Source organism: Caulobacter sp. FV2ye17ST (assembly GCF_058680955.1).
This window is the reverse complement of the sequence record NZ_CM178727.1, coordinates 2,898,735-2,919,955: the sequence shown is the minus strand read 5'-3', so window position 1 is coordinate 2,919,955 and position 21,221 is coordinate 2,898,735. Positions and strand designations below refer to the sequence as shown.

Annotated in this window: 7 protein-coding genes; all 7 read left to right on the top strand. The window is 67.9% G+C overall.

The window, feature by feature from the left end; translation table 11 throughout:
- The first annotated feature begins 102 nt into the window (after positions 1–102).
- The 7 genes from ACW17V_RS13970 to ACW17V_RS13940 all read left to right on the top strand — a co-directional run bounded on the left by ACW17V_RS13970 (position 103) and on the right by ACW17V_RS13940 (position 21,145).
- Positions 103–1,443 (top strand): dicarboxylate/amino acid:cation symporter, encoded by a 1,341-nt coding sequence (locus ACW17V_RS13970; protein ID WP_492105691.1) that lies wholly within the window; start codon positions 103–105, stop codon positions 1,441–1,443.
- Positions 1,444–1,510: 67 nt separating this feature from the next.
- Complete coding sequence (gene bglX, locus ACW17V_RS13965; RefSeq protein ID WP_492105690.1) at positions 1,511–3,805, top strand: beta-glucosidase BglX; 2,295 nt, start codon at positions 1,511–1,513, stop codon at positions 3,803–3,805.
- Between the two features lie 136 nt (positions 3,806–3,941).
- On the top strand, positions 3,942–7,187 hold the full coding sequence (locus ACW17V_RS13960; RefSeq protein WP_492105689.1) for an autotransporter outer membrane beta-barrel domain-containing protein: 3,246 nt from the start codon (positions 3,942–3,944) through the stop codon (positions 7,185–7,187).
- A 128-nt stretch (positions 7,188–7,315) separates the two neighbouring features.
- Positions 7,316–8,044, top strand: a complete 729-nt coding sequence (locus tag ACW17V_RS13955) for a response regulator transcription factor (RefSeq protein WP_492105688.1) — start codon at positions 7,316–7,318, stop codon at positions 8,042–8,044.
- Positions 8,045–8,457: 413 nt separating this feature from the next.
- Positions 8,458–16,626: an ice nucleation protein gene (locus ACW17V_RS13950; protein ID WP_492105687.1), complete on the top strand. Its 8,169-nt coding sequence runs from the start codon at positions 8,458–8,460 to the stop codon at positions 16,624–16,626.
- Positions 16,627–16,806: 180 nt separating this feature from the next.
- Positions 16,807–18,843, top strand: a complete 2,037-nt coding sequence (locus tag ACW17V_RS13945; protein WP_492105686.1) for an O-linked N-acetylglucosamine transferase, SPINDLY family protein — start codon at positions 16,807–16,809, stop codon at positions 18,841–18,843.
- Between the two features lie 10 nt (positions 18,844–18,853).
- Positions 18,854–21,145: an FkbM family methyltransferase gene (locus tag ACW17V_RS13940; RefSeq protein ID WP_492105685.1), complete on the top strand. Its 2,292-nt coding sequence runs from the start codon at positions 18,854–18,856 to the stop codon at positions 21,143–21,145.
- Positions 21,146–21,221: the final 76 nt, after the last annotated feature.

Below are 21,221 nucleotides of genomic sequence, written 5' to 3'. Positions count from 1 at the left end.
CCTACGCCCCAGCTTTCCTAATGCCGACCTTGGGAAAACCTTGCTGGTAAATCCCACTTATCCGCACGACATTGGCAGCCAGGGTACTTTTCAGGATCGATCATGGCCGCCGCGACTTCCAAATCCCGCTTCATCAGCGGCTTCGGCTTCCAGGTGCTCATCGCTATGGTCATCGGCCTGGGCCTGGGTCTGCTGGCCCGCGAGCTGGGTCCGGCGAAAGGCGAGGCGGGTTTCGTCCTGGCCGAGACCCTGCGCCAGATCGGTTCGATCTTCGTCCAACTGCTGCGCGTGCTGGTGCCGCCGCTGGTGTTCACGGCCATCGTCGCCAGCATCGCCAATCTGGCGGAACTGCAGAACGCCGCCCGGCTGGTCTGGCGCACCCTGTTCTGGTTCGCCGTCACCGCCCTGATCGCCGTGCTGATCGGCATCGCCCTGGGCCTCGTCTTGCAGCCAGGCCTGCACGCCACGGTCGCCGCCGCGCAGGCCCATGCGCCCAAGACCAACGGCTCCTGGCTCGACTTCCTGACCGGCCTTGTGCCCGCCAACGTGTTGGGCCTGACCGCCTCGACCACGATCAATGACGCCGGCGCCGCCAAGACCTCGCTGTCGTTCAACGTCCTGCAGATCCTGGTGATCTCGCTGGTCACCGGCGTCGCCGCCCTGAAGGCGGGTGAGGCCGGCAAGGGCTTCCTGGCCTTCAACGCCTCGGCCCTGGTGGTGGTGCGCAAGGTGCTGTCGTGGGTGATCCGCCTGACGCCGATCGGCACCATCGGCCTGCTGGGCAACGCCGTGGCGCAATATGGCTGGACCACTCTGGGCCAGCTTGGGGCCTTCGCCGGCGCGATCTATATCGGCCTGGGCCTTGTGCTGTTCGTCGTCTATCCGGCGCTGCTGGCGGCCAATGGCCTGAACCCGCTGAAGTTCTTCGCCGGAGCCTGGCCCGCGATCCAGCTGGGCTTTGTGTCGCGCTCGTCGGTCGGCACCCTGCCCGTGACGGAAGCGGTGACCGAGCACAGCCTGGGCGTGCCGCGCGCCTATTCGGCCTTCGCCGTGCCGCTGGGCGCGACCACCAAGATGGACGGCTGCGCGGCCATCTATCCGGCCATCTCGGCGATCTTCGTGGCCCAGTTCTTTGGCCTGCAGCTGGGGATCACCGACTATTTCCTGATCGTCTTCGTCTCGGTGATCGGCTCGGCCGCTACGGCGGGCCTGACCGGCGCGACGGTGATGCTGACCCTGACCCTCTCGACCCTGGGCCTGCCGCTGGAAGGCGCGGGTCTGCTGCTGGCCATCGACCCGATCCTGGACATGGGCCGCACGGCCGTGAACGTCGCGGGCCAGGCCCTGGTCCCCACCGTGGTGGCCAAGCGCGAGGGCATCCTCGATCTGGAGGTCTACAACGCCGGTCGCACGCCGGCCGATGCGATCCAGGCCGCCGAATAGGCGAGCGCGGTTGCGCCTTTCGACGTTAGCGGCGAGGTTGCCCGCCTCAGGCGGGTAAAGGGAATCGATGGTGTCGAAGGCGAGTCAAGGCGGCCGGTCCGGGCCGAGCCGTCGGTCCATGCTTGCCGGCGCGGCGGCCCTGGCCGGGTTTTCCGTCACCGCTCCGGCCCGCGCCGCCGGCAAGGCGTCCGACCGGATCGAGGCGCTGCTCGCCCAGATGACCATCGAGGAGAAGGCCGGCCAGCTGTCGTGCTTCGCCGACATGATCCGCCCGCCGATCGGCGACATCAATCCGCTGGTCAATATTCGCAACGCCCAGACCCTGCTGGCCGAGACGCGCGCCGGCCGCATCGGCGTGCTGATGAACGGCATGGGCACGGCCGGGGCGCTGGAGGCCCAGAAGGCGGCGGTCGAGGGCTCGCGCCTGAAGATCCCGCTGATCTTCGCCGCCGACGTGATCCACGGCTTCCGCACCGTGTTCCCGATCCCGCTGGCCGAGTCCGGCAGCTTTGACCCCCATCTGTGCGAGCGCACGGCCCGCGCGGCGGCGTCCGAGGCCAGCGCGTCTGGCCTGCACTGGACCTTCGCGCCGATGGTCGACGTGGCCCGCGACCAGCGCTGGGGCCGGGTGGCCGAGGGCGCCGGCGAGGACGTCTATCTGGGCGAGGTGCTGGGCGCGGCCCGGGTGCGCGGCTTCCAGGGCAAGGACCTGACGGCCGAGGACAGCATGCTGGCCACCCCCAAGCACTTCGCCGCCTATGGCGCGGTGACGGCGGGGCTGGAATACAACGCCGTCGAGATTTCAGAAGCCACCCTGCGCGAGGTGCACCTGCCGCCGTTCCAGGCCGCCTTCGACGCCGGCGCCCTGACCACCATGTCGGCCTTCAACGACATCAACGGCGTGCCCTCCACCGCCAACAAGCGCCTGCTGACCGACGTGCTGCGCGGCGAGTGGGGCTTCAAGGGCGTGGTGATCTCCGACTACACCGCTGACCAGGAGCTGGTGGCCCACGGCTTCGCCGCCGACGATCGCGACGCCGCGCGTCTGGCGATCCTGGCCGGCGTCGACATCAGCATGCAGAGCGGCCTCTATCTGCGCTACCTGCCGGAGCTGACCGCCTCGGGCGCGGTGCCGATGGCCGTGGTCGACGCCTCGGTACGGCGGGTGCTGGCGCTGAAGGAAGCGCTGGGCCTGTTCGACAATCCCTATCGCTCGATCAACGACAAGGTCGAGGCGATGCGCACCGCCACGCCGGCCCTGCGCCAGCTGAGCCGCGAGGCCGGGGGGCGCTCGATCGTCCTGCTGCGCAACGAAGGCGCCATCCTGCCCCTGCCGCGCGGCGGCAAGCGCCTGGCCCTGATCGGTCCGTTCGCCGAGGATCGCGACAATGTCGTCGGCCCCTGGGCCTTCTTTGGCGACAAGACCCTGAATGTCGATCTGGCCAGCGGCCTGCGCGCCGCCATGACCGATCCGGCCAGCCTGATCGTCGAGCGCGGCTGCGAGGTCGAGACCACCCTGGCCGGCGGTTTCGAGCGTGCGGTGGCGGCGGCCCAGCGCGCCGACATCGTGCTGCTGGCGGTCGGCGAAAGCCAGGACATGACCGGCGAGGCCAAGTCGCGCACCGACATCCGCATTCCGCCCGTCCAGCAGCGCCTGGCCGAGGCCATCGCCGCGACCGGCAAGCCCGTGGTCGTCCTGCTGCGCCACGGCCGCGCCATCGCCCTGGAAGGCGTTGTCCGCGACGCCAAGGCGATCCTGGCCACCTGGTTTCTGGGCAGCGAGATGGGCAACGCCGTCGCCGACGTGGTGTTCGGGGCGGTCAATCCGTCGGCCCGCCTGCCGGTCAGCTTCCCGCTGGAGAGCGGGCAGGAGCCGTTCTTCTACAACGGCCGCACCACCGGCCGCCCGGCGCCGGTCGATCCCAACGCCCAGGAGTACAAGGCCCGCTGGCGGTCGATCCGCAACGAGGCCCTGTATCCGTTCGGCTTTGGCCTGGGCTATTCGACCTTCACGCTCAGCGACCTGAAGCTCAGCACGGCCAAGCTGCGCTGGGGCGACACGCTGCACGTCACCGCCAAGGTCGCCAATACGGGCGCCGTGCATGGCGAGCATGTGGTCCAGCTCTATATCCGCGACCGCGTCGCCAGCCGGACCCGTCCGGTGCGCGAGCTGAAGGGCTTCCAGCGCGTCGCTCTCGCCCCCGGCGCCAGCCGCGAGGTGAAGTTCGAGCTCCGGCGCGAGGACCTGATGTTCGTCGGCGACCAGGACCGCTGGATCGCCGAGCCCGGCCTGTTCGACCTGTGGGTGGCCAATTCGTCGGTCGACGGCCTGGCGGGCAGTTTCGAGCTGCTGAAGGCCTAGTCTCAACCGGTAACGCTTACGGAGATTGGCGTTTCGAAACGCCAGGTTTCCGCGGGCCACGGACGGGCAACAAGCCGGACACGCCCCGGCCACCCGGCCTCGCTAGGCCTTCGCGACGTCTCGTGAAGGTCTATCCATGCTGCGCAAGCTCCTCGTCGCCACGGCCGCCGCCGCTCCCCTGCTCGCCAGCGCGGGCGCCGCCCTGGCCGAGGTGGAGGTCACCAGCAGCAGCCGCACGACGCCGATCAGCACCTCCAGCCCCAATGGCGGCGGCGCCGATGACGTGAAGGTCACGGCCGACGGCGTTATCACGCTGAGCGCCTCGGGCGCGATGATCACGCTGGACAGCAACAACCTGGTCACGATGAACGGCGGTCTGGCCAGCATCGACGTTTCCGACTCGGTCGGCATTCTGGTGCTCGGGGGCCATACGGGCTCGGTCACCAATGCCGGCTCGATCAGCCTGACCGAGGACTACGACTACGAAGACAGCGACGAGGACGGCGACCTCGACGGCGTCTTCGCCAAGGGGACCGGGCGCTATGGCGTCCGCATCGTCGGTCCCGGAACCTTCACGGGCGATATCGTCAACGCCTCGGCCGGCACGATCTATGTCGAGGGGGCAGGCTCGACGGGCATGAGCCTGGAAACCGGTCTGGTCGGAGCCCTTACCCAGGCGGGAACCATCACGGTCGTCGGCGACAACAGCTATGGCGTCCGCGTCGGCGGCGCGGTGACCGGCGATGTCACGGTCGAGGGGGCGGTCAGCGTCACGGGCGGCGGCGCGACCGGCGTGGCGATCGACAGCGCCGTCGACGGCGCCTTCGTCATCCAGGGCTCGGTGACGGCCACGGGCTATCGCTACACCAGCCGGACCAGCGATCCGGACGACCGGGCCCTGCTGGACGCTGACGACACCCTGGAGAGCGGCTCGGCGGTGCGGGTGACGGCTGACGTCACGGGCGGCGTTCTGCTCGACACTGCCCCCACCGACACCAATGACGACACCAGCGATGACGAGGACGGCGACGGCGTCACCGACAGCAGCGAGGGCGCGGCCTCGGTCACGGTCTATGGCGGCGCGCCGGCCCTGAAGATCGGCTCGGAGAGCAATACGGTCACCATCGGGGCGGTGGGAACCGGCGACGACGCCTATGGCCTGATCATCCGGGGCTCGGTCGCGGCCTACGGCTCGCTGGACAACATCGAGACCACGGCGGTGCAATTGGGCGGCGATGCCGGCCATTCCACCCTGATCACCGGCGGCGTGCGGCTGAGCGGTTCGCTAAGCGCCAGCGCCTATGAGGCCCAGACGACCGGGCTGCGGCTAAAGTCCGGCGCGGTGGCCGACACTCTGTGGAACACGGGCGCGATCAGCGCCTACACGGTCTCGGAAGGCGACTATTCGGCCCGCGGCCTGGTCATCGAGGCCGGGGCGTCGATGACCAGCCTGGTCAATGCCGGCAGCATCCTGGCCTCGGTCTCCGGCGAGAAGGGGTCTGCCTATGCGGTGCTCGACAGGGCCGGGACCCTGAACAGCATCGTCAACACCGGCTCGATCGCCGCCTATGTGGTCGCCACCGACGATGACTACGACCTGGACGACGACAATGACGACGCCACCGACGAGACGGTCACGGGCAAGGCCGTCGCCATCGACGTCAGCCAGAACACCACCGGCGTCTCGATCGTCCAGTCGGGCGTCAATGACGGCGACGATGGCGATGATGATGTGGCCGACACCGATACGGACGGCGACGGCGTGGATGACGCCGACGAGCCCAGCATCGTCGGCAAGGTGCTGCTGGGGTCCGGCGACGACAGCGTCAGGATCCTCAACGGCGCCCTGGTGGGCGAGATCGTGTTCGGCGCGGGCGCCGATAAGCTGGTGGTCGACGGCGGCGCCTCGGTGCTGACCTATCTGTCGGATTCCGACGGCCGGCTGGACGTCACCGTGGGGACCGGCGCGCTGGGCCTGACCAACACCGGCGACATCAAGGCCACCAGCCTGACCCTGGGGGCGGACAGCAAGCTGATCTTCAGCGTCGACCCCGAGGCGGGCACGGCGACGCGGTTCGTGGTCGATACGGCCACCATCGCCTCGGGCGCCAATCTGGGCCTGTCGCTCAACAACCTGCTGACCGACGCGACGACCTATGAAGTCATCAAGGCCGGCAGCCTGACGGCCGGGACGATCAGCCAGAATCTGCTGGGCGACGCGCCGTTCCTGTATGTCGCCAACGCCTATCAGGCCGGCGACAGCGTCAATATCGACGTGCGCCGCCGCACGGCGGCCGAGGCCGGGATGACGGTCGCGCAGGGCGCGGCCTATGACGCCGTCTTCGCCGCCCTGGGCCAGGACAGCGACATCGCCACGGCGTTCCTGGGGCAGACCACCAGCGACGGCTTCTACAACCTCTACAACCAGATGCTGCCCAGCCAGGGGGAGGGGATGTTCTCGGCCCTGCAGTCGGTGAACCAGCAGATCTCGGCCGCCACGGCGATCCGCCCGGACAAGGGCGAGCGCTATGGCCCCGACAGCGTCTGGGTGCAGCAGATCAACACCATGGTGCAGCGCCGGGACGGCGAGACCCTTGGCTCCGACACCCAGGCCCTGGGCTTCGTGGCGGGCTATGAGGCGATGGGCGACGCCGGCGGCGCGCTGGGCGCGACCCTGGCGATGGTCAGCATCGAGGAACACGACACCTATGCCAAGGCCGGCGAGGAGACGACGGCCTCCTTCGTCCAGGCCGGGCTCTACTGGCGGCGCGCGGTCGGCGGCTGGCGGTTCAATCTGGGCGGCGGGGGCGGCTATGGCTGGCTGACCGGCGACCGCAGCTTCATCAGCGAGGACGTCGACGCCGACGGAACCGCCGACGTGATCGTGACCAACACCGCCCACTGGAACGGCGCGACCGCCAACGCCTTCGCCGGGATCGCCTATGAGCAGCCGCTGGGCCGCTTCTACGCCCGGCCCGAGGCGCGGCTGGACTATGTCTATCTCAGCGAGGGCCAACGGGTCGAAAGCGGCGGTGGCGACGGCTTCGACCTGATCGTCGACTCGCGCGCCTTCAGCAATCTCAGCGGCGACGCCGGGATCGTGTTTGGCGCCAATTTCGGCCAGGACGTCTGGTGGCGGCCAGAGGTGCGGCTGGGTTATCGCCAGACCCTGGCGGGCGAGGTCGGCGACACCGTCGCCCGTTTCCGGGGCGGGTCGTCCTTCACCCTGAGCTCGGTCGACGACAGGCAGGGCGCGGTCACCCTGGGCCTGGCGCTGCGGGCCGGCTCTGCCATGTCGTATCTGGCGCTGGAGGGCGGCACCGAGGCCTCGCGCAAGCAGACCAAGTACAATCTGAGACTATCGGGCCGGGCTATGTTCTAGATCCGGCCGCGCCACAATCGGGCCATGGTTTCAAGCGGGTTTCAGTACAATTCCGCCGGATATGAAATCCCCGCGCCAAGCGTGACTGATAGCCAGGGGTTTCCCCAGGTTTCGGAAGCTTTTCCGCCGTGCGTCAAAGAATTCTCCTGCTCGATCCCGATCCGGCGGCCCGCGCCTCGCTGAGCGAGCTGCTGTCGCGGCATGAATATGAGGTCGTGGCCGCGTCGTCCGGCCGGCAGATGGACCGTATCCTCAGCGAGATCGAGGTCGACATCGTGGTGTTCGACATCATGCTGCCAGACGAGGGCGGACTGTCGGTCTGCGGCCGCCTGCGGGGGCGGACGCCATCGCCGGGCCTGGTCGTGGTCAGCGCGCTGGCCGAGGAGAGCGACATCGTCGTCGGGCTGGAGATGGGCGCGGACGACTATCTGGCCAAGCCGTATCGTCCGAGGGAGCTTCTGGCCCGTATCCGCTCGGTCTTGCGTCGCCGCCGCGACTGCGCTCGACCGGGTCGGGACGATGATCGCTTCATCGTCTACCGGTTCAACGGTTGGCGTCTCAGCGTCGCCGCCCACCAGTTGCTGGATCCCTATGGCGGCGTGGTCGACCTGTCGTCGGCCGAGTTCACCCTGTTGCTGACCCTGGTCTCCAGGCCGCAGCAGATCCTGACCCGCGAGGAGCTGATCCAGGGCCCCAGAGGCGGGGAGGGGCGGGTTGGATCCCAGCAGATCAATGTCACCATGAGCCGCCTGAGATCCAAGTTGAGCCGTGTTGAAGGCGGGCGGCAACTGATCCGTACCGTGAGATATGAGGGCTATCTTCTGGCGGCGACTGTCGAGCGTGTTTCGGCCGACTAGAACAACTGACTAACCGAAATTAAGCGCGTTCCTTAAGAGACAGACGAATCACCCGGCCTGCTCAAACTTCGCCGACAGGTCTCAATGCGGCGGTTTCGATCTTGAATTATGGATCAGGGCGAGGCGAGGCGCGGCGTCGCGGAAATCAAATCCACCGCTTCATTTGCGGCGTCGAGCCTTGATATTTAAGGCCTTTGCACAGCGCTGGACATTTGGCCCTCGTCTTCTGACGTCCTTGTCCTGAGTGTCTCGCGAGTGCGTCGGCATGTCCCGTTGAAACCTATTGGAAAGAAAATAAGGTTACCGGAACTTGACCAGAGTCGGTCAAGGTCGGCGCCCGCGTATCCAGGCTCCGTTTCCGAAAAGCGTTAGAGTTTCGCGCGCTCCGCGCGGACCCCGGCCAGGACAGCTGCATGTCGATCTCGAGCCTCTCCGCCGCTCAAATCTCGGCCCTTCCCGCCAGCGCCATCCAGGCCCTGACGACGACCGAGATCCAGTCGCTCAGCTCCACCCAGATCGGGGCCATCAACGCCAGCGGCATTGAGGTTCTGGCCGATACCCAGGTCGCGGCGCTCAGCCAGACCCAGATCAAGGCCCTAACCACCACCCAGATCCCGAAGTTCGCGCCAAACGTGGTCTTCGACGTCAGTCAGCTGACGACCCTCAGCGGCCAGCAGGTCTCGGCCCTGACCTCCACCCAGCTCGCCGGCCTGGACACCTCCCATATCGGCGCGCTGAGCGCGACGCAGGTGAGCGTGCTGTCGGCCACCAAGTTCTCGGGTCTGGTCGACACCCAGGTCGCCGCCCTCTCGGCCACCCAAATCAAGGGCGTCACGGCGACCCAGCTGAAGGGCCTGACGACCACCGACATCAGCGAACTGGCCAACACCCAGGTGGAGGCCCTGACCGTCGCCCAGATCGGCGCGCTGTCGGGCGCCCAGATCTCGACCTTCGACGTCACCCAGGTGGCGGCGCTGTCCACCACCCAGATCAAGAGCCTGACGGCGACCCAGCTGAAGGGCTTCACGACTGGCGACATCGGCGAGCTGTCGACCACCCAGGTCGGCGCCCTGTCGGCCGCGCAGCTTGGAACCCTGGCCTCGACCCAGGTCTCGGCCCTGGCCGACACCCAGGTGGCCGTGCTGAACGCCACCCAGATCCGCGGCCTGACGACCAACCAGTTGAAGGACCTGACGGCCACGGACGTCGGCAAACTGCTGGATACCCAGGTCGCCGCCCTGACCTCGGTTCAGATCACGGCCCTGACGGCCACCAGCCTGTCGACCCTTGACGCCACCCAGACGGCGGCGCTGAACGCCACTCAGATCAAGAGCCTTTCGACCACCCAGGTGAAGGGTCTGAACACGACCGACATCGGCGAGCTGTCGGAAACCCAGGTCGCCGCCCTGACGACCGCTCAGGTCGCGGTTCTGGACTCGACCAATCTGAAGGCCCTGTCGACCACTCAGGTCGGCGCCCTGTCCGCCTCGCAGATCGGCGCTATGAGCGCCTCCAACTTCTCGGCTCTGGCCGACACCCAGGTCGCGACCTTCAACGCCACCCAGATCAAGGGCCTGACGGCCTCGCAACTGACCGCCCTGACCACCACCGACATCGCCGAACTGGCCGACACCCAGGTCGCGGCCCTGACGCCGACCCAGGTTTCGGCGCTCAGCGCCACGGGTGTGTCCGCCCTGGACGCGACCCAGACCGCCGCCCTCAGCACCACCCAGATCAAGGCCCTGACGGCGACCCAGCTGAAGGGTCTGACGACGGGCGACATGGCCGAGCTGGCCGATACGCAGATCGCCGCCCTGACGCCGGCCCAGCTGTCCAGCCTGTCGACGACCAATATCTCGGCCCTGGACGCCACCCAGACCGCCGCGCTCAGCACGACCCAGATCAAGGGTCTGACCGCCACCCAGATCAAGGGGCTCAGCACCGCCGATATGGGGGATCTGTCGACCACGCAGATCGGCGCCCTGACCTCCGAACAGATGAAGGCCCTGACCGAGACCAATATCTCGGCCCTGGTCGACACCCAGATCGCCGCCCTGAGCAACAGCCAGGTCCAGGCGCTGACCGCCACCCAGCTGAAGGGTCTGTCGACCACCGACATCACCGAGCTGTCGGCCACCCAGGTCGGCGCGCTGGCCACCGCCCAGATCAGCGCCCTGTCGGTCACCAACCTGCAACAGCTGTCCACCACCCAGATCGGCGGCATCAGCGCCTCGCAGATCGCCGCCCTGTCGGCCACCAATGTCACCCTGCTGGCTGACACGCAGTTCGCGGCCCTCAACACGACCCAGATCAAGGGCCTGACGGCCGGCCAACTGGCCGCCCTGACGACCACCAATGTCGGCTATCTGGCCGACACCCAGGTCGGCGCCCTGACGGCGATCCAGATCACCTCGCTCAGCGCGACCAATGTGTCGGCCCTCGCCGACACCCAGATGGCGGCCCTGAGCACCACGCAGATCAAGGGCCTGACGGCCAACCAGCTGAAGGGCCTGTCGGCCACCGACATCGGCGAACTGGCCGACACCCAGATCGCGGCCCTGACCGCGATCCAGATCGGCGCCCTTTCGGCCACGGGCGTCTCGGCCCTGAGCCAGACCCAGACGGCGGCGCTGAGCGCGACGCAGATCAAGGGCCTGACCGCCACCCAGCTGAAGGGCCTGTCGGCCACCGACATCGGCGAACTGGCCGACACCCAGATCCAGACCCTGACCGTGGCCCAGCTGGGCGCGCTTTCGGCGACCAATATCTCGGCGCTTGACCAGACCCAGACCCAGGCCCTGACGGCGACCCAGATCAAGGGCCTGTCGACGACGCAGCTGAAGGGCCTGTCGACCACCGACATGACCGAGCTGACGGCCGACCAGATCGGCGCCCTGACTCCGTCCCAGACCTCGGCGCTGGGCGTCACCAACCTGCAGGCCCTGACCACGACCCAGGTCGGTTCGCTGAGCGCCGCGCAGATCGGCGCCCTCAGCGCCACGGCGTTCTCGGCCCTGGTCGACACGCAGGTCGCCGTGCTGAACTCCACCCAGATCAAGGGTCTGACGACCTCGCAGCTGGCGGCTCTGACCACCACCGACATCGGCGAATTCGCCGACACCCAGGTGGCGGCGCTGACCCCGATCCAGGTTGCGGCGCTGAGCGCCACGAGCGTCTCGGCCCTGAGCCAGACCCAGACGGCGGCGCTGACCACCTCGCAGATCAAGGCCCTGACAGCCATCCAGCTGAAGAACCTGTCGGCGGGCGACGTCGGCGAGCTGGCCGAAACCCAGGTTGCGGCCCTGACGGCCACCCAGCTGGGCGCGCTGAGCGCCACCGGCTTCTCGGCCATGGTCGACACACAGGTCGCCGCCCTGAACGCCACCCAGATCAAGGGGCTGACCGCCACCCAGATCAAGGGTCTGTCCACCACCGATATCGGTGAGCTGCTGGACACCCAGGTCGCCGCCCTGACTGTCGATCAGGTCAAGTCGCTGTCGGAAACCAATATCTCGGCCCTGAGCCAGACCCAGGTCTCCGCCCTGGTCGGCACCCAGGTCGCGGCCCTGACCACGACCCAGCTGAAGGGCCTGTCGACGGCCGACATCGGCGAGCTGTCGTCGACTCAGGTCGGCCAGCTCGGCGTCGCCCAGATCAGCACCCTCTCGCTGACCAATCTGCAGCAGCTGACGGAAACCCAGATCGATGGTCTGAGCGCCAGCCAGATCGCCGCCCTGTCGGCGACGAACGTCGGTCAGCTGGCTGACACGCAACTGGCCTCGTTCAGCGAGACCCAGATCAAGGGGCTGACGGCCCTGCAGGTGAAGGCCCTGGCCGACACCCAGATCGACGCCCTGGCAGACACCCAGATCGCGGCGCTGACGGCCATCCAGGTTTCGGCCCTGACCACGACCGCCATCAATGGTCTGGATCCCTCGCAGCAGCAGGCCCTGACCACGACCCAGATCAAGGCCCTGAGCACGACCCAGATCGCCGGCCTCACCGGGGGTAACACCAACTACCTGCTCGACACCCAGGTGGCGGCGCTTTCGGGCACGCAGCTGGCAGCGCTGGGCACGGCCAACCTGATTCAGCTGGCCAACAACGACACCCAACAGACGGCCCTGACCACGACGCAGGTCAAGGCGCTCACCACCACCCAGATCGCGGCCCTGAGCGGCAACCTCGCGCAATTTGACGTCACCCAGATCCAGGCCCTGACCGCCACCCAGGTCGGCGCCTTCGTCACCTTCTCGACCTCCGCCCTGGATGCGACCCAGGCCGCGTCGCTGACGACCACGCAGGTCGGCGCGCTGAAGGCCGACGCCCTGCAGGGGCTTCTGAGCGCCCACGCCGCCGACCTCCAGACCAGCCAGATCCCGGGCCTGACCGCCGCCCAGATCGCCGGTCTGCCGGGCGGCATGGCCGTCGGCACGCTGAGTGAGACCCAGGTCGGGGTCTTCAGCGCCAGCCAGATCGGCGCGCTGAAGGTGACCGATGTGCAGGCTATGAGCGACCAGCAGGTCGCCATTCTCAGCACCACCCAGATCAAGGGCTTCACCGCCTCGCAGATGGCGGCAATGACTCCGGGCGTCACCGACGCTCTGGTCGCCACCCAGATCGAAGCTCTGACGACCAGCCAAGTCGCCGCGCTCAACGCGACCAGCTTCAAGGATCTGAACGAGACCCAGACCGCAGGCTTCAGCACCACCCAGATGAAGGCCCTGACGGCCACCCAGCTGAAGATGCTGGATGGCGGCGAGTATGCCGACTTCAATGTCACGCAGCTGAGCTCGCTCTCGGCGGCCCAGGTGGGCAGCCTGCAGGCGTCCTACCTCGCCAGCCTTGACGAGCCCCAGCTCCAGGCCTTCTCGGCGACCCAGGTCAAGGGCCTGACGGCGACCCAGCTGAAGGGGCTGTCCGCAACAGACGTCAGCCAGCTGTCGACGACCCAGATCGGCGCTCTGAGCGGCGAGCAGTTGAAGGCTTTCGCGGACACCGCCATCTCAGCCTTGACCCAGACCCAGATCAGCGCCCTGAGCAACAGCCAGGTTCAGTCCCTGACCACGACCCAGCTGAAGGGTCTGTCGACGGACGACATCACCGAGCTGTCGGCCACCCAGGTCGGCGCCCTGGCCTCGGCCCAGGTCGCGGCCCTGTCGATCACCAACCTGCAACAGCTGTCTGAGACCCAGATTGGCGGCCTGAGCGCCACGCAGATCAGCGCCCTGGCGGCGACCAGCATCACCCAGCTGGCCGACACGCAGCTGGCCGCGCTGAGCACCACCCAGATCAAGGGTCTGACGGTGGCCCAGCTGTCGAAGCTGACGGCTGATAACATCGCTGACCTGGCCGACACCCAGGTCGCCGTCCTGAGCGCCGCCCAGCTGGGCGCCCTGAGCGCGACCGGCTTCTCGGCACTGGCCGACACTCAGGTGGCGGCCCTGAGCACCACCCAGATCAAGGGCGTCACCGCGACGCAGCTGAAGGGTTTGAGCACGGCCGATATCGGCGAACTGGTCGATACTCAGCTCCAGGCGCTGAGCGTCGCCCAACTGACCAGCCTGACGGCGACCAGCATCTCGGCGCTGAACGAAACCCAAACGGCGGCTCTGACGACCACCCAGATCAAGGGCCTGACGGCGACCCAGCTGAAGGGCCTGTCGACCGCCGACATGGCCGAGCTGACGACCACCCAGGTGGCCGCCATGACCGCCGAACAGCTGAAGGCGCTGTCGGAGACCAATGTCTCGGCCCTGAGCGAGACCCAGGTCGGCGTCCTGGTGAACACCCAGATCCAGGCGCTCAGCACCACCCAGCTGAAGGGCCTTTCGGTCGGGGATATCGGCGAGCTTTCGTCCACCCAGGTCGGCGCCCTGAGCGCCGCCCAGATCGGGGCGCTGTCGGTCACCAACCTGCAGGCGCTGACGGAAACCCAGATTGGCGGCCTCACGGCCACCCAGATCGGATCGCTGTCGGTGACCAATGTCACTTTGCTCGCCGACACCCAGTTCGCCGCCCTCAGCACCACGCAGGTCAAGGGCCTGACCACGGCTCAGGTCGCGCGCCTCACGGCTGACAATATCGGTGATCTCGCCGACACCCAGATCGGCGCCCTCAGCGCCGCCCAGATCGGCGCCCTCAGCGCGACCAATGTCTCGGCTCTGGCCGATACCCAGGTCGCGGCCCTGACCGCGACCCAGATCAAGGGCCTGACGGCGACGCAACTGAAGGGCCTCAGCGCGGCAGACATCGGCGAGCTTGCCGACACCCAGGTCGCGGCCTTGACGGCCATCCAGCTGGGCGCGCTGTCGACCACCGGGATTTCGGCCCTGGTCGACACCCAGATGGCGGCCCTGAACGCCACTCAGATCAAGGGTCTGACGACCACCCAGCTGGGCGGTCTGAGCACGGCGGATATCGGCGAACTGCTCGACACCCAGGTGGCAGCCCTGGCCGCCTCGCAGCTGGCGGCGCTGAGCGCCACCAACATCTCGGCCCTGAACGAGACCCAGGTCGCCGCCATCTCGACGACCCAGATCAAGGCCCTGACTGCGACCCAGTTGAAGGGCCTGACGCCCGCCGACATCGCCGAGCTGTCGGCCACCCAGGTCGGCGCCCTGACCACGGCGCAGATCACGGCCCTGGACACGACCAACCTGCAGGCCCTGTCGGAAACCCAGGTCGGCGCCCTCAGCGCCGCCCAGATCAGCGTCCTGACGGCCACCAATATCTCGGCCCTGGCCGATACGCAGATCGCGGTCCTGAACGCCACGCAGATCAAGGGCTTCAACGCTTCGCAGCTGAAGGCCCTGACGACCGCCGACATCGGTGAGCTGGCCGACACCCAGATCGCGGCTCTGACGCCGACGCAACTGACCAGCCTGACGGCGACCAACATCTCGGCGCTCGACGACACCCAGGTCGCGGCCCTGTCGACGACCCAGATCAAAGCCCTGACGGCGACCCAGCTGAAGGGTCTGAACGCGGGCGACATGGCGCAGTTCTCCGAGACCCAGATCGGCGCCCTGACGGCTGAACAGCTCAAGGCCCTGTCCGAGACCAATGTCTCGGCCCTGGCCGACACCCAGGTCGCGGCCCTGAGCAACACCCAGGTGCAGGCCCTGACGGCGACCCAGCTGAAGGGGCTGTCGACCGCTGACGTCGGCGAGCTTCTGGCGACGCAGATCGGCGCTCTGACGGCAGCCCAGATCGGCGCCTTCACCAGCACCAACGTCCAGCAACTGTCGACCACCCAGGTCGAGGCGCTCAGCGCGACTCAGATCGCGGGCCTGACGACCACCAACGTCAAGGCGCTGTTCGACACCCAGATCGACGTGCTCAGCGCTACCCAGGTCAAGGGGCTTACGGCGCTACAGGTTGGCGCCCTGACCGTGGATCAGGCCGCTGGCCTGGTCGACACCCAGATCGCGGCCCTGACCGCGACCCAGGTGGCGGCCCTGGGCAGCAATATCCGCACCTTCGACGCCACCCAGTTCGGCGCGCTCTCCGAGACCCAGGTCAAGGCCATCACCACGACCCAGCTCAAGGCGATGGACGATCTGGACATCGGTTCTGACTTCACCACCACCCAGATCGCCGCCCTGTCGGCGGCCCAGGTGGGGTCGTTCAGCCCCGGCATGCTGTTCGGTATGAGGGACACGCAGGTTGCGGCGCTGAGCACGACCCAGGTCAAGGGCCTGACCACCTCGCAGATCGCGGCCCTGAACACGACCCAGGTCGGCGCCATGGCCGATACCCAGCTGGCGGCGCTGAGCCTCCTGCAGCTGGCGGCGCTGAACGCCACCAACCTGTCGACCCTGAACGAGACCCAGATGGCCGGTCTCTCGGCCACCCAGGTCAAGGGCCTGACCAACACCCAGCTGAAGGGTCTTTCGACCACCGACATTACCGAGCTGTCGGCCACCCAGGTCGGCGCCCTGACGACCGGTCAGATCACGGCCTTCGCCGCGACCGCCCTGCAGGCCATGTCGACCACCCAGATCGCCGCGCTCAGCACATCGCAACTCGGCGCTCTGACGGCGACCAGCTTCTCGGCCCTGGCGGACACCCAGGTCGCGGCGCTGAACACCACCCAGATCAAGGGTCTGACGACCGCCCAGCTGGGTGGCCTGTCGACGACGGATATCAGCGAACTGCTGGATACGCAGATCGGGGCCATGACCACGACCCAGCTGGCCGCGCTGAGCGCCACCAACGTCTCGGCGCTCGACGCCACCCAGACGGCGGCGCTGAGCACGACCCAGGTCAAGGGCCTGACGGCGACCCAGATCAAGGGCTTGTCGACCACCGATATCGGCGAACTGTTCGACACCCAGATCGCGGCCCTGACCACCAGTCAGGTCGCGGCCCTGTCGGCCACCGTCATCGGCGGCCTGACCGAGACCCAGGTCGGATCGTTGCAGGGCACCCAGATCGCCAGCCTGACCATCACCCAGCTGGACAATCTGAGCACGACCAACATCTCGGCCCTGACCTCCACCCAGGCTGGTGCTCTGACCACCACCCAGGTGCAGAGCCTGTCGGATCCGCAGATCATCGCCTATCTGGGCGTCACCTAAGACCCTTCGGTTCGCCGGCGTCGCAGGACGCCGGCGGCCGGGTCGGGCGCGCCCGGCCAGAACGCGACTGGTCAGAACGCGACAGGATTGGGCGGCGATTGGTGAGGTTTGCCCAACGTGCCAACATCACGCGATGCGAGTCGGGGGCGCTTCGGCCCGACGCACGCGCTTGAGATGACCATGGTTGAAACCGACGACCTCGCCCTGATCCAGGCCATTACGACCCAAGGGCTGCCGCTGGGCGATGCGATCAACGCCGCCGGTCGCTATACCGAGGCCGGCCAGACGGCGATGGCCGAGCAGGTCTACAAGATCTGGATCCAGTTCAATCCGGAGCATCCGCAGCTCTTCATCGCCCTGTTCAACTGCGCGACCCTGCAGTCGGGGATCGGCGGCAGCGAGGCCGCGATCGCCAATCTGGAGCGGGCGATCGCCCTCAATCCCGATTTCCTGCCGGCCTATATCAATCTGGGTGGATTGCAGGAGCGGGCCGGGGCTCTGGAAGCGGCGATAGCGACCTGGAGCGCCGCCGCCACCCGTCCCCTGGCCATCACCGGCTCTAACGCCCACTATGTCTTTTCGGCCTACAGGCAGATGGCCCGCGCCCTGCTGGAGGCCCAGCAGACCGGCCGCGCCGAGACCGCCCTGTGGCGCTGCGCCGACCTTGATCCCACCCAGATGGACACCATCGGCCAGCTGGTCGCCGCGCGACTGGGCCAGTGCAAGTGGCCGCCTCTGGAGCCGTGGGAGCGGGTCGATCGCCGCGCGCTGTTGAAGGGGATCAACCCCCTGTCGGTCGCCGCCTATTCCGATGACCCGCTGCTGCAGCTGGGCGCCGCCGCCGCCTTCACCGACCGCGACGGCAGCTGCGCGCCCGAGGCCATCATCGCCGAGCGCCGCGACGCGCCCATCGACCTGACCGGCCGCCGCCTGCGGGTGGGGTATGTGTCGTCCGACCTGCGCGACCACGCCGTCGGCTATCTGATGGCCGAGCTGTTCGAGCTGCATGACCGTGAGAAGGTCGAGGTCTTCGCCTACTATTGCGGACCGCCGGCGACAGACGCCCTCAACGCCCGCACCCGGGCGGCGGTCGAGCACTATACCGACATCCGCGGCATGACCGACGACCAGGCGGCCCGCACGATCGCCGACGACCAGATCGACATCCTGGTCGATGTGAACGGCCACACGCGCGACTCGCGCACCCCGGTCTTCGCCCGCCGGCCGGCCCCGATCCTGGTCAACTGGCTGGGCTATCCGGGCACCATGGGCAGCGCCTTCCACCACTACATCATCGGCGATCCGTGGATCACGCCGCCGGAACTCGAACAGTTCTATTCCGAGGCCGTGCGGCGCATCCCCTGCTATCAACCCAACGACCGCAAGCGGATCGTGGCGCAGGCCCGTCCGAGTCGCACGGACGCCGGCCTGCCCGAGGAGGCCTTCGTTTTCTGCTGCTTCAACGGCCCGCAGAAGATCACGCCCTTCACCTTCGGCCGCTGGATGGAGATCCTGAAGCGCACGCCCGGCAGCGTGCTATGGCTGCTGGACAGCAATCCCGAAACCAATGCCCGCCTGCGCGAGCAGGCCCGCCTGCGCGGCGTCGAGAGCGAGCGCCTGATTTTCGCGCCCAAGCAGCCCAATCCGATACACATGGCCCGCTATCCGCTGGCCGATCTGTTCCTGGACACCGCGCCCTATGGCGCCCACACCACGGCCTCGGACGCCCTGTGGATGGCCGTGCCGGTGCTGACCCTGTCGGGCCGGGGCTTCGCCTCGCGGGTCTGCGGCAGTTTGGTGCGTTCGGCGGGTCTGCCCGAACTGGTCTGCGAGACGGCGGACGACTATGTGGAGCGCGCCGTGGCCCTGGCGGGCGACCGCGAGGGGACGCGCGCCCTGCACGAGCGGCTGGAGGCCAACCGCGCCACCTGCGTGCTGTTCGACATGGACCTGCTGGTGCGCAGCGTCGAGGACCTGTTCCACGAGATGGCCGCCGAGTATCAGGCCGGCCAGCGCCCGACGCCGAACATCGCCAATCTGGACGCCTATCTGGAGATCGGCATCGCGCTGGATCGCGACGATCGCGAGATGCTGGTCGAGCGCGATTTCGAGAGCCTGTACAAGGCGGGCCTGACCCGCCGCCATCTGGCGCGCCCGCTGGGCCCCGACGGCCGGTTCTGGACCGCCGAGGACATAGCTGCGGCCGAGGGCCGATGAGGACCCGCCGATGAACCGCCAGCACCTCGAGGCCTTGCGGCGCGAGGGTTACGCGCCCCGGACGATGCTGGACGTCGGCGCGCATCTTGGCGAGTACACCCACGCCTTTCTGGAGGTGTTTCCGGGGTGCCTGCCGACCCTGATCGAGCCCAATCCGCATTGCCGCGACAAGCTGCTGCGCTTTCCGTTCGAGCGGCACGAGGTGGCCGCCTCCGACGTCGCCGGCAAGGGCGAGCTGTTCCTCAGCAAGACCTGGCTGCAATCGACCGGCAGCTCGCTCTATCGCGAAAACACCGAATATTTCGACGACGAGACGGCCATCCGGCACGAGGTCGACAAGGCGCGGATCGACGATCTGTTCGCCGGCCGCCAGTTCGATTTCGTCAAGATCGACACCCAGGGCTCGGAAGTGGACGTGCTGGTCGGCGGCGAGGCGGTGCTCTCCAGGGCCGACTACATCCAGATCGAGGTCTCGCTGGTCGACTACAATATCGGCGGCGCCCGAGCCGAGGACATCTTCGCCAAGATGGCGCAGATGGGCTTCAAGTGCGCTGACGTCATGGAATTCAACCGGATGCCGCAGCTGCACGACAACGCGCTGCTGCAGATCGACGTGCTGTTCGAGCGCGCCGACCGGCTGCGTCGCCCGGAAACGACGGCTTCCGGCGCGCGCCAGGCTGACGTGCTGGCCCTGGCCGAGCGGCTGTTCACCGAGGAACGTCCCGAGGACGCCCTGGTCCTGTTCGAGCATCTGCTGGGCGGGGCGCATGACTATGCGGCCTGGATCGGCGTTTCGCGCAGCCATCTGGCGTGCGGGCGGGTGCTGGAGGCGCTGCGGGCGCTGGTCAAGGCCCGGGCCCTGACGCCGGACATCCACGCCCTGTGGCCGCTGATCCAGCAGCAGACCGCGATGGGCTCCCAGGCCTTCAACCTGCATCTCAACCGCGGCGAGGTGGCCCTGGCCGAGCCCTACGCCTCGGTGATGACCGAACTGATGCCCGGCGGCGCCCAGATGGTCGGGGCGGCCATGGGCTGCAACCAGGCTCTGGGACGCACGGATGAAGCGCTGAGCTTTGCCCGGCGGCTGATCGTTCTGGACCCCGGCCATGTCGGGGCGCTGACCCTGCTGGCCGACCACGCGCGGGCGACCGGCGACCACGAGGCCGAGATCCGGAATCGGGCCGTGCTGGCGGTGTCGCCCGACAAGGACATCCATCCTCTGGTGCGCCTGCGCGACTTCCACGAGGCGATGAGCCTGCTGCTGTGTCGGCCACTGTCCGACCGCGATCTGGCCCTGCTGGCGAACCTGGCGGCGGAGGTTCCCAATGTGGCGGTGGGCGACCTGCTGTCGGATCCGGAATGGGCCGACTGGGTGCATCACTACCGGGCGCTGCTGGGGTCGCTGGATATCGAGGCGATCATCGGGCCGACGCCCGCGCCGCCGTCCGACCCGCCGGCCCGTTTTCTGACCGCGGCGGGTGAAGACCTGGACGCAGCCGGGCTGAAGGCCCTTGCCGACCGCCTGGACGTCCGGGCGGTGTTCTTCGCCGCGGCCGACGAGAAATATGTCGACCAGTACGGCCGCTGGTACGCCCTGTCGGTGCTGCGCCACAGCGATGTGTCCAGTCTGGTGGTGATCCATGTGATCGGCGGCGGAGACCGCCTGGCGCAGGCGGTCAAGTCTGTCGGCGTGACGGACGAGCGCCTGATCTTCGTCGGCGATGACTTCGACGCGGCGGCGGTGACCACCCGCTGCTATGACGCGCCGCCCAAGGGGCTGATCGCCCTGCCGGTGGCCCATTTCCAGTCGGTGCGTTTCCAGCGTCTGGGCGGCCTTCTGGCGACGCTGGGCCGGCCGATCTTCGTCTCCGACATTGACCTGCTGCTGCAGCGCGGGGTCAGCGACCTCCTGGAGCAATGGGCCAGGGCCGACGTGGTCTTCAACGAGAACTGGAAGAACCTGGCCGCCGGCTCGCGGGTCACCGCCAACCTGCTGCTGGTCAATCCGACCCCGAACGCGGCGCGCCTGTTCAACTTCCTGCGGGCCTATCTCGACGACCGGCTGGCGCGGGATGTGGTCACCCGCTGGATCGACCAGGTCGCCCTGCTGCTGGGCCGTCATCACCTGACGCGGCATGTTCCGGATGCGGTGCTGGGCTGTTTCGACACCACCACCGACATCAACAACATCATGTTCGGGAGCTATCAGGAGCACCCGTTCCGCTTCCTGTCGCTCTATCACGGCTTCGACACCTCCAGCCTGGAGAACGATCCCCGGGTGCTGGGGGCGGAGCCGGCCTGATCCTCACCGTCTCGGATGGTGATTGATTAGTACTATAAATGTGCCCATAAGGTCGGCCAGTATTTCGGACCGGCGA

Coding starts and splice junctions, on each gene's coding strand:
- ACW17V_RS13970 (WP_492105691.1), top strand. CDS start 103: ATGGCCGCCGCGACTTCCAAATCCCGCTTCATCAGCGGCTTCGGCTTC.
- bglX (WP_492105690.1), top strand. CDS start 1,511: ATGGTGTCGAAGGCGAGTCAAGGCGGCCGGTCCGGGCCGAGCCGTCGG.
- ACW17V_RS13960 (WP_492105689.1), top strand. CDS start 3,942: ATGCTGCGCAAGCTCCTCGTCGCCACGGCCGCCGCCGCTCCCCTGCTC.
- ACW17V_RS13950 (WP_492105687.1), top strand. CDS start 8,458: ATGTCGATCTCGAGCCTCTCCGCCGCTCAAATCTCGGCCCTTCCCGCC.
- ACW17V_RS13945 (WP_492105686.1), top strand. CDS start 16,807: ATGGTTGAAACCGACGACCTCGCCCTGATCCAGGCCATTACGACCCAA.
- ACW17V_RS13940 (WP_492105685.1), top strand. CDS start 18,854: ATGAACCGCCAGCACCTCGAGGCCTTGCGGCGCGAGGGTTACGCGCCC.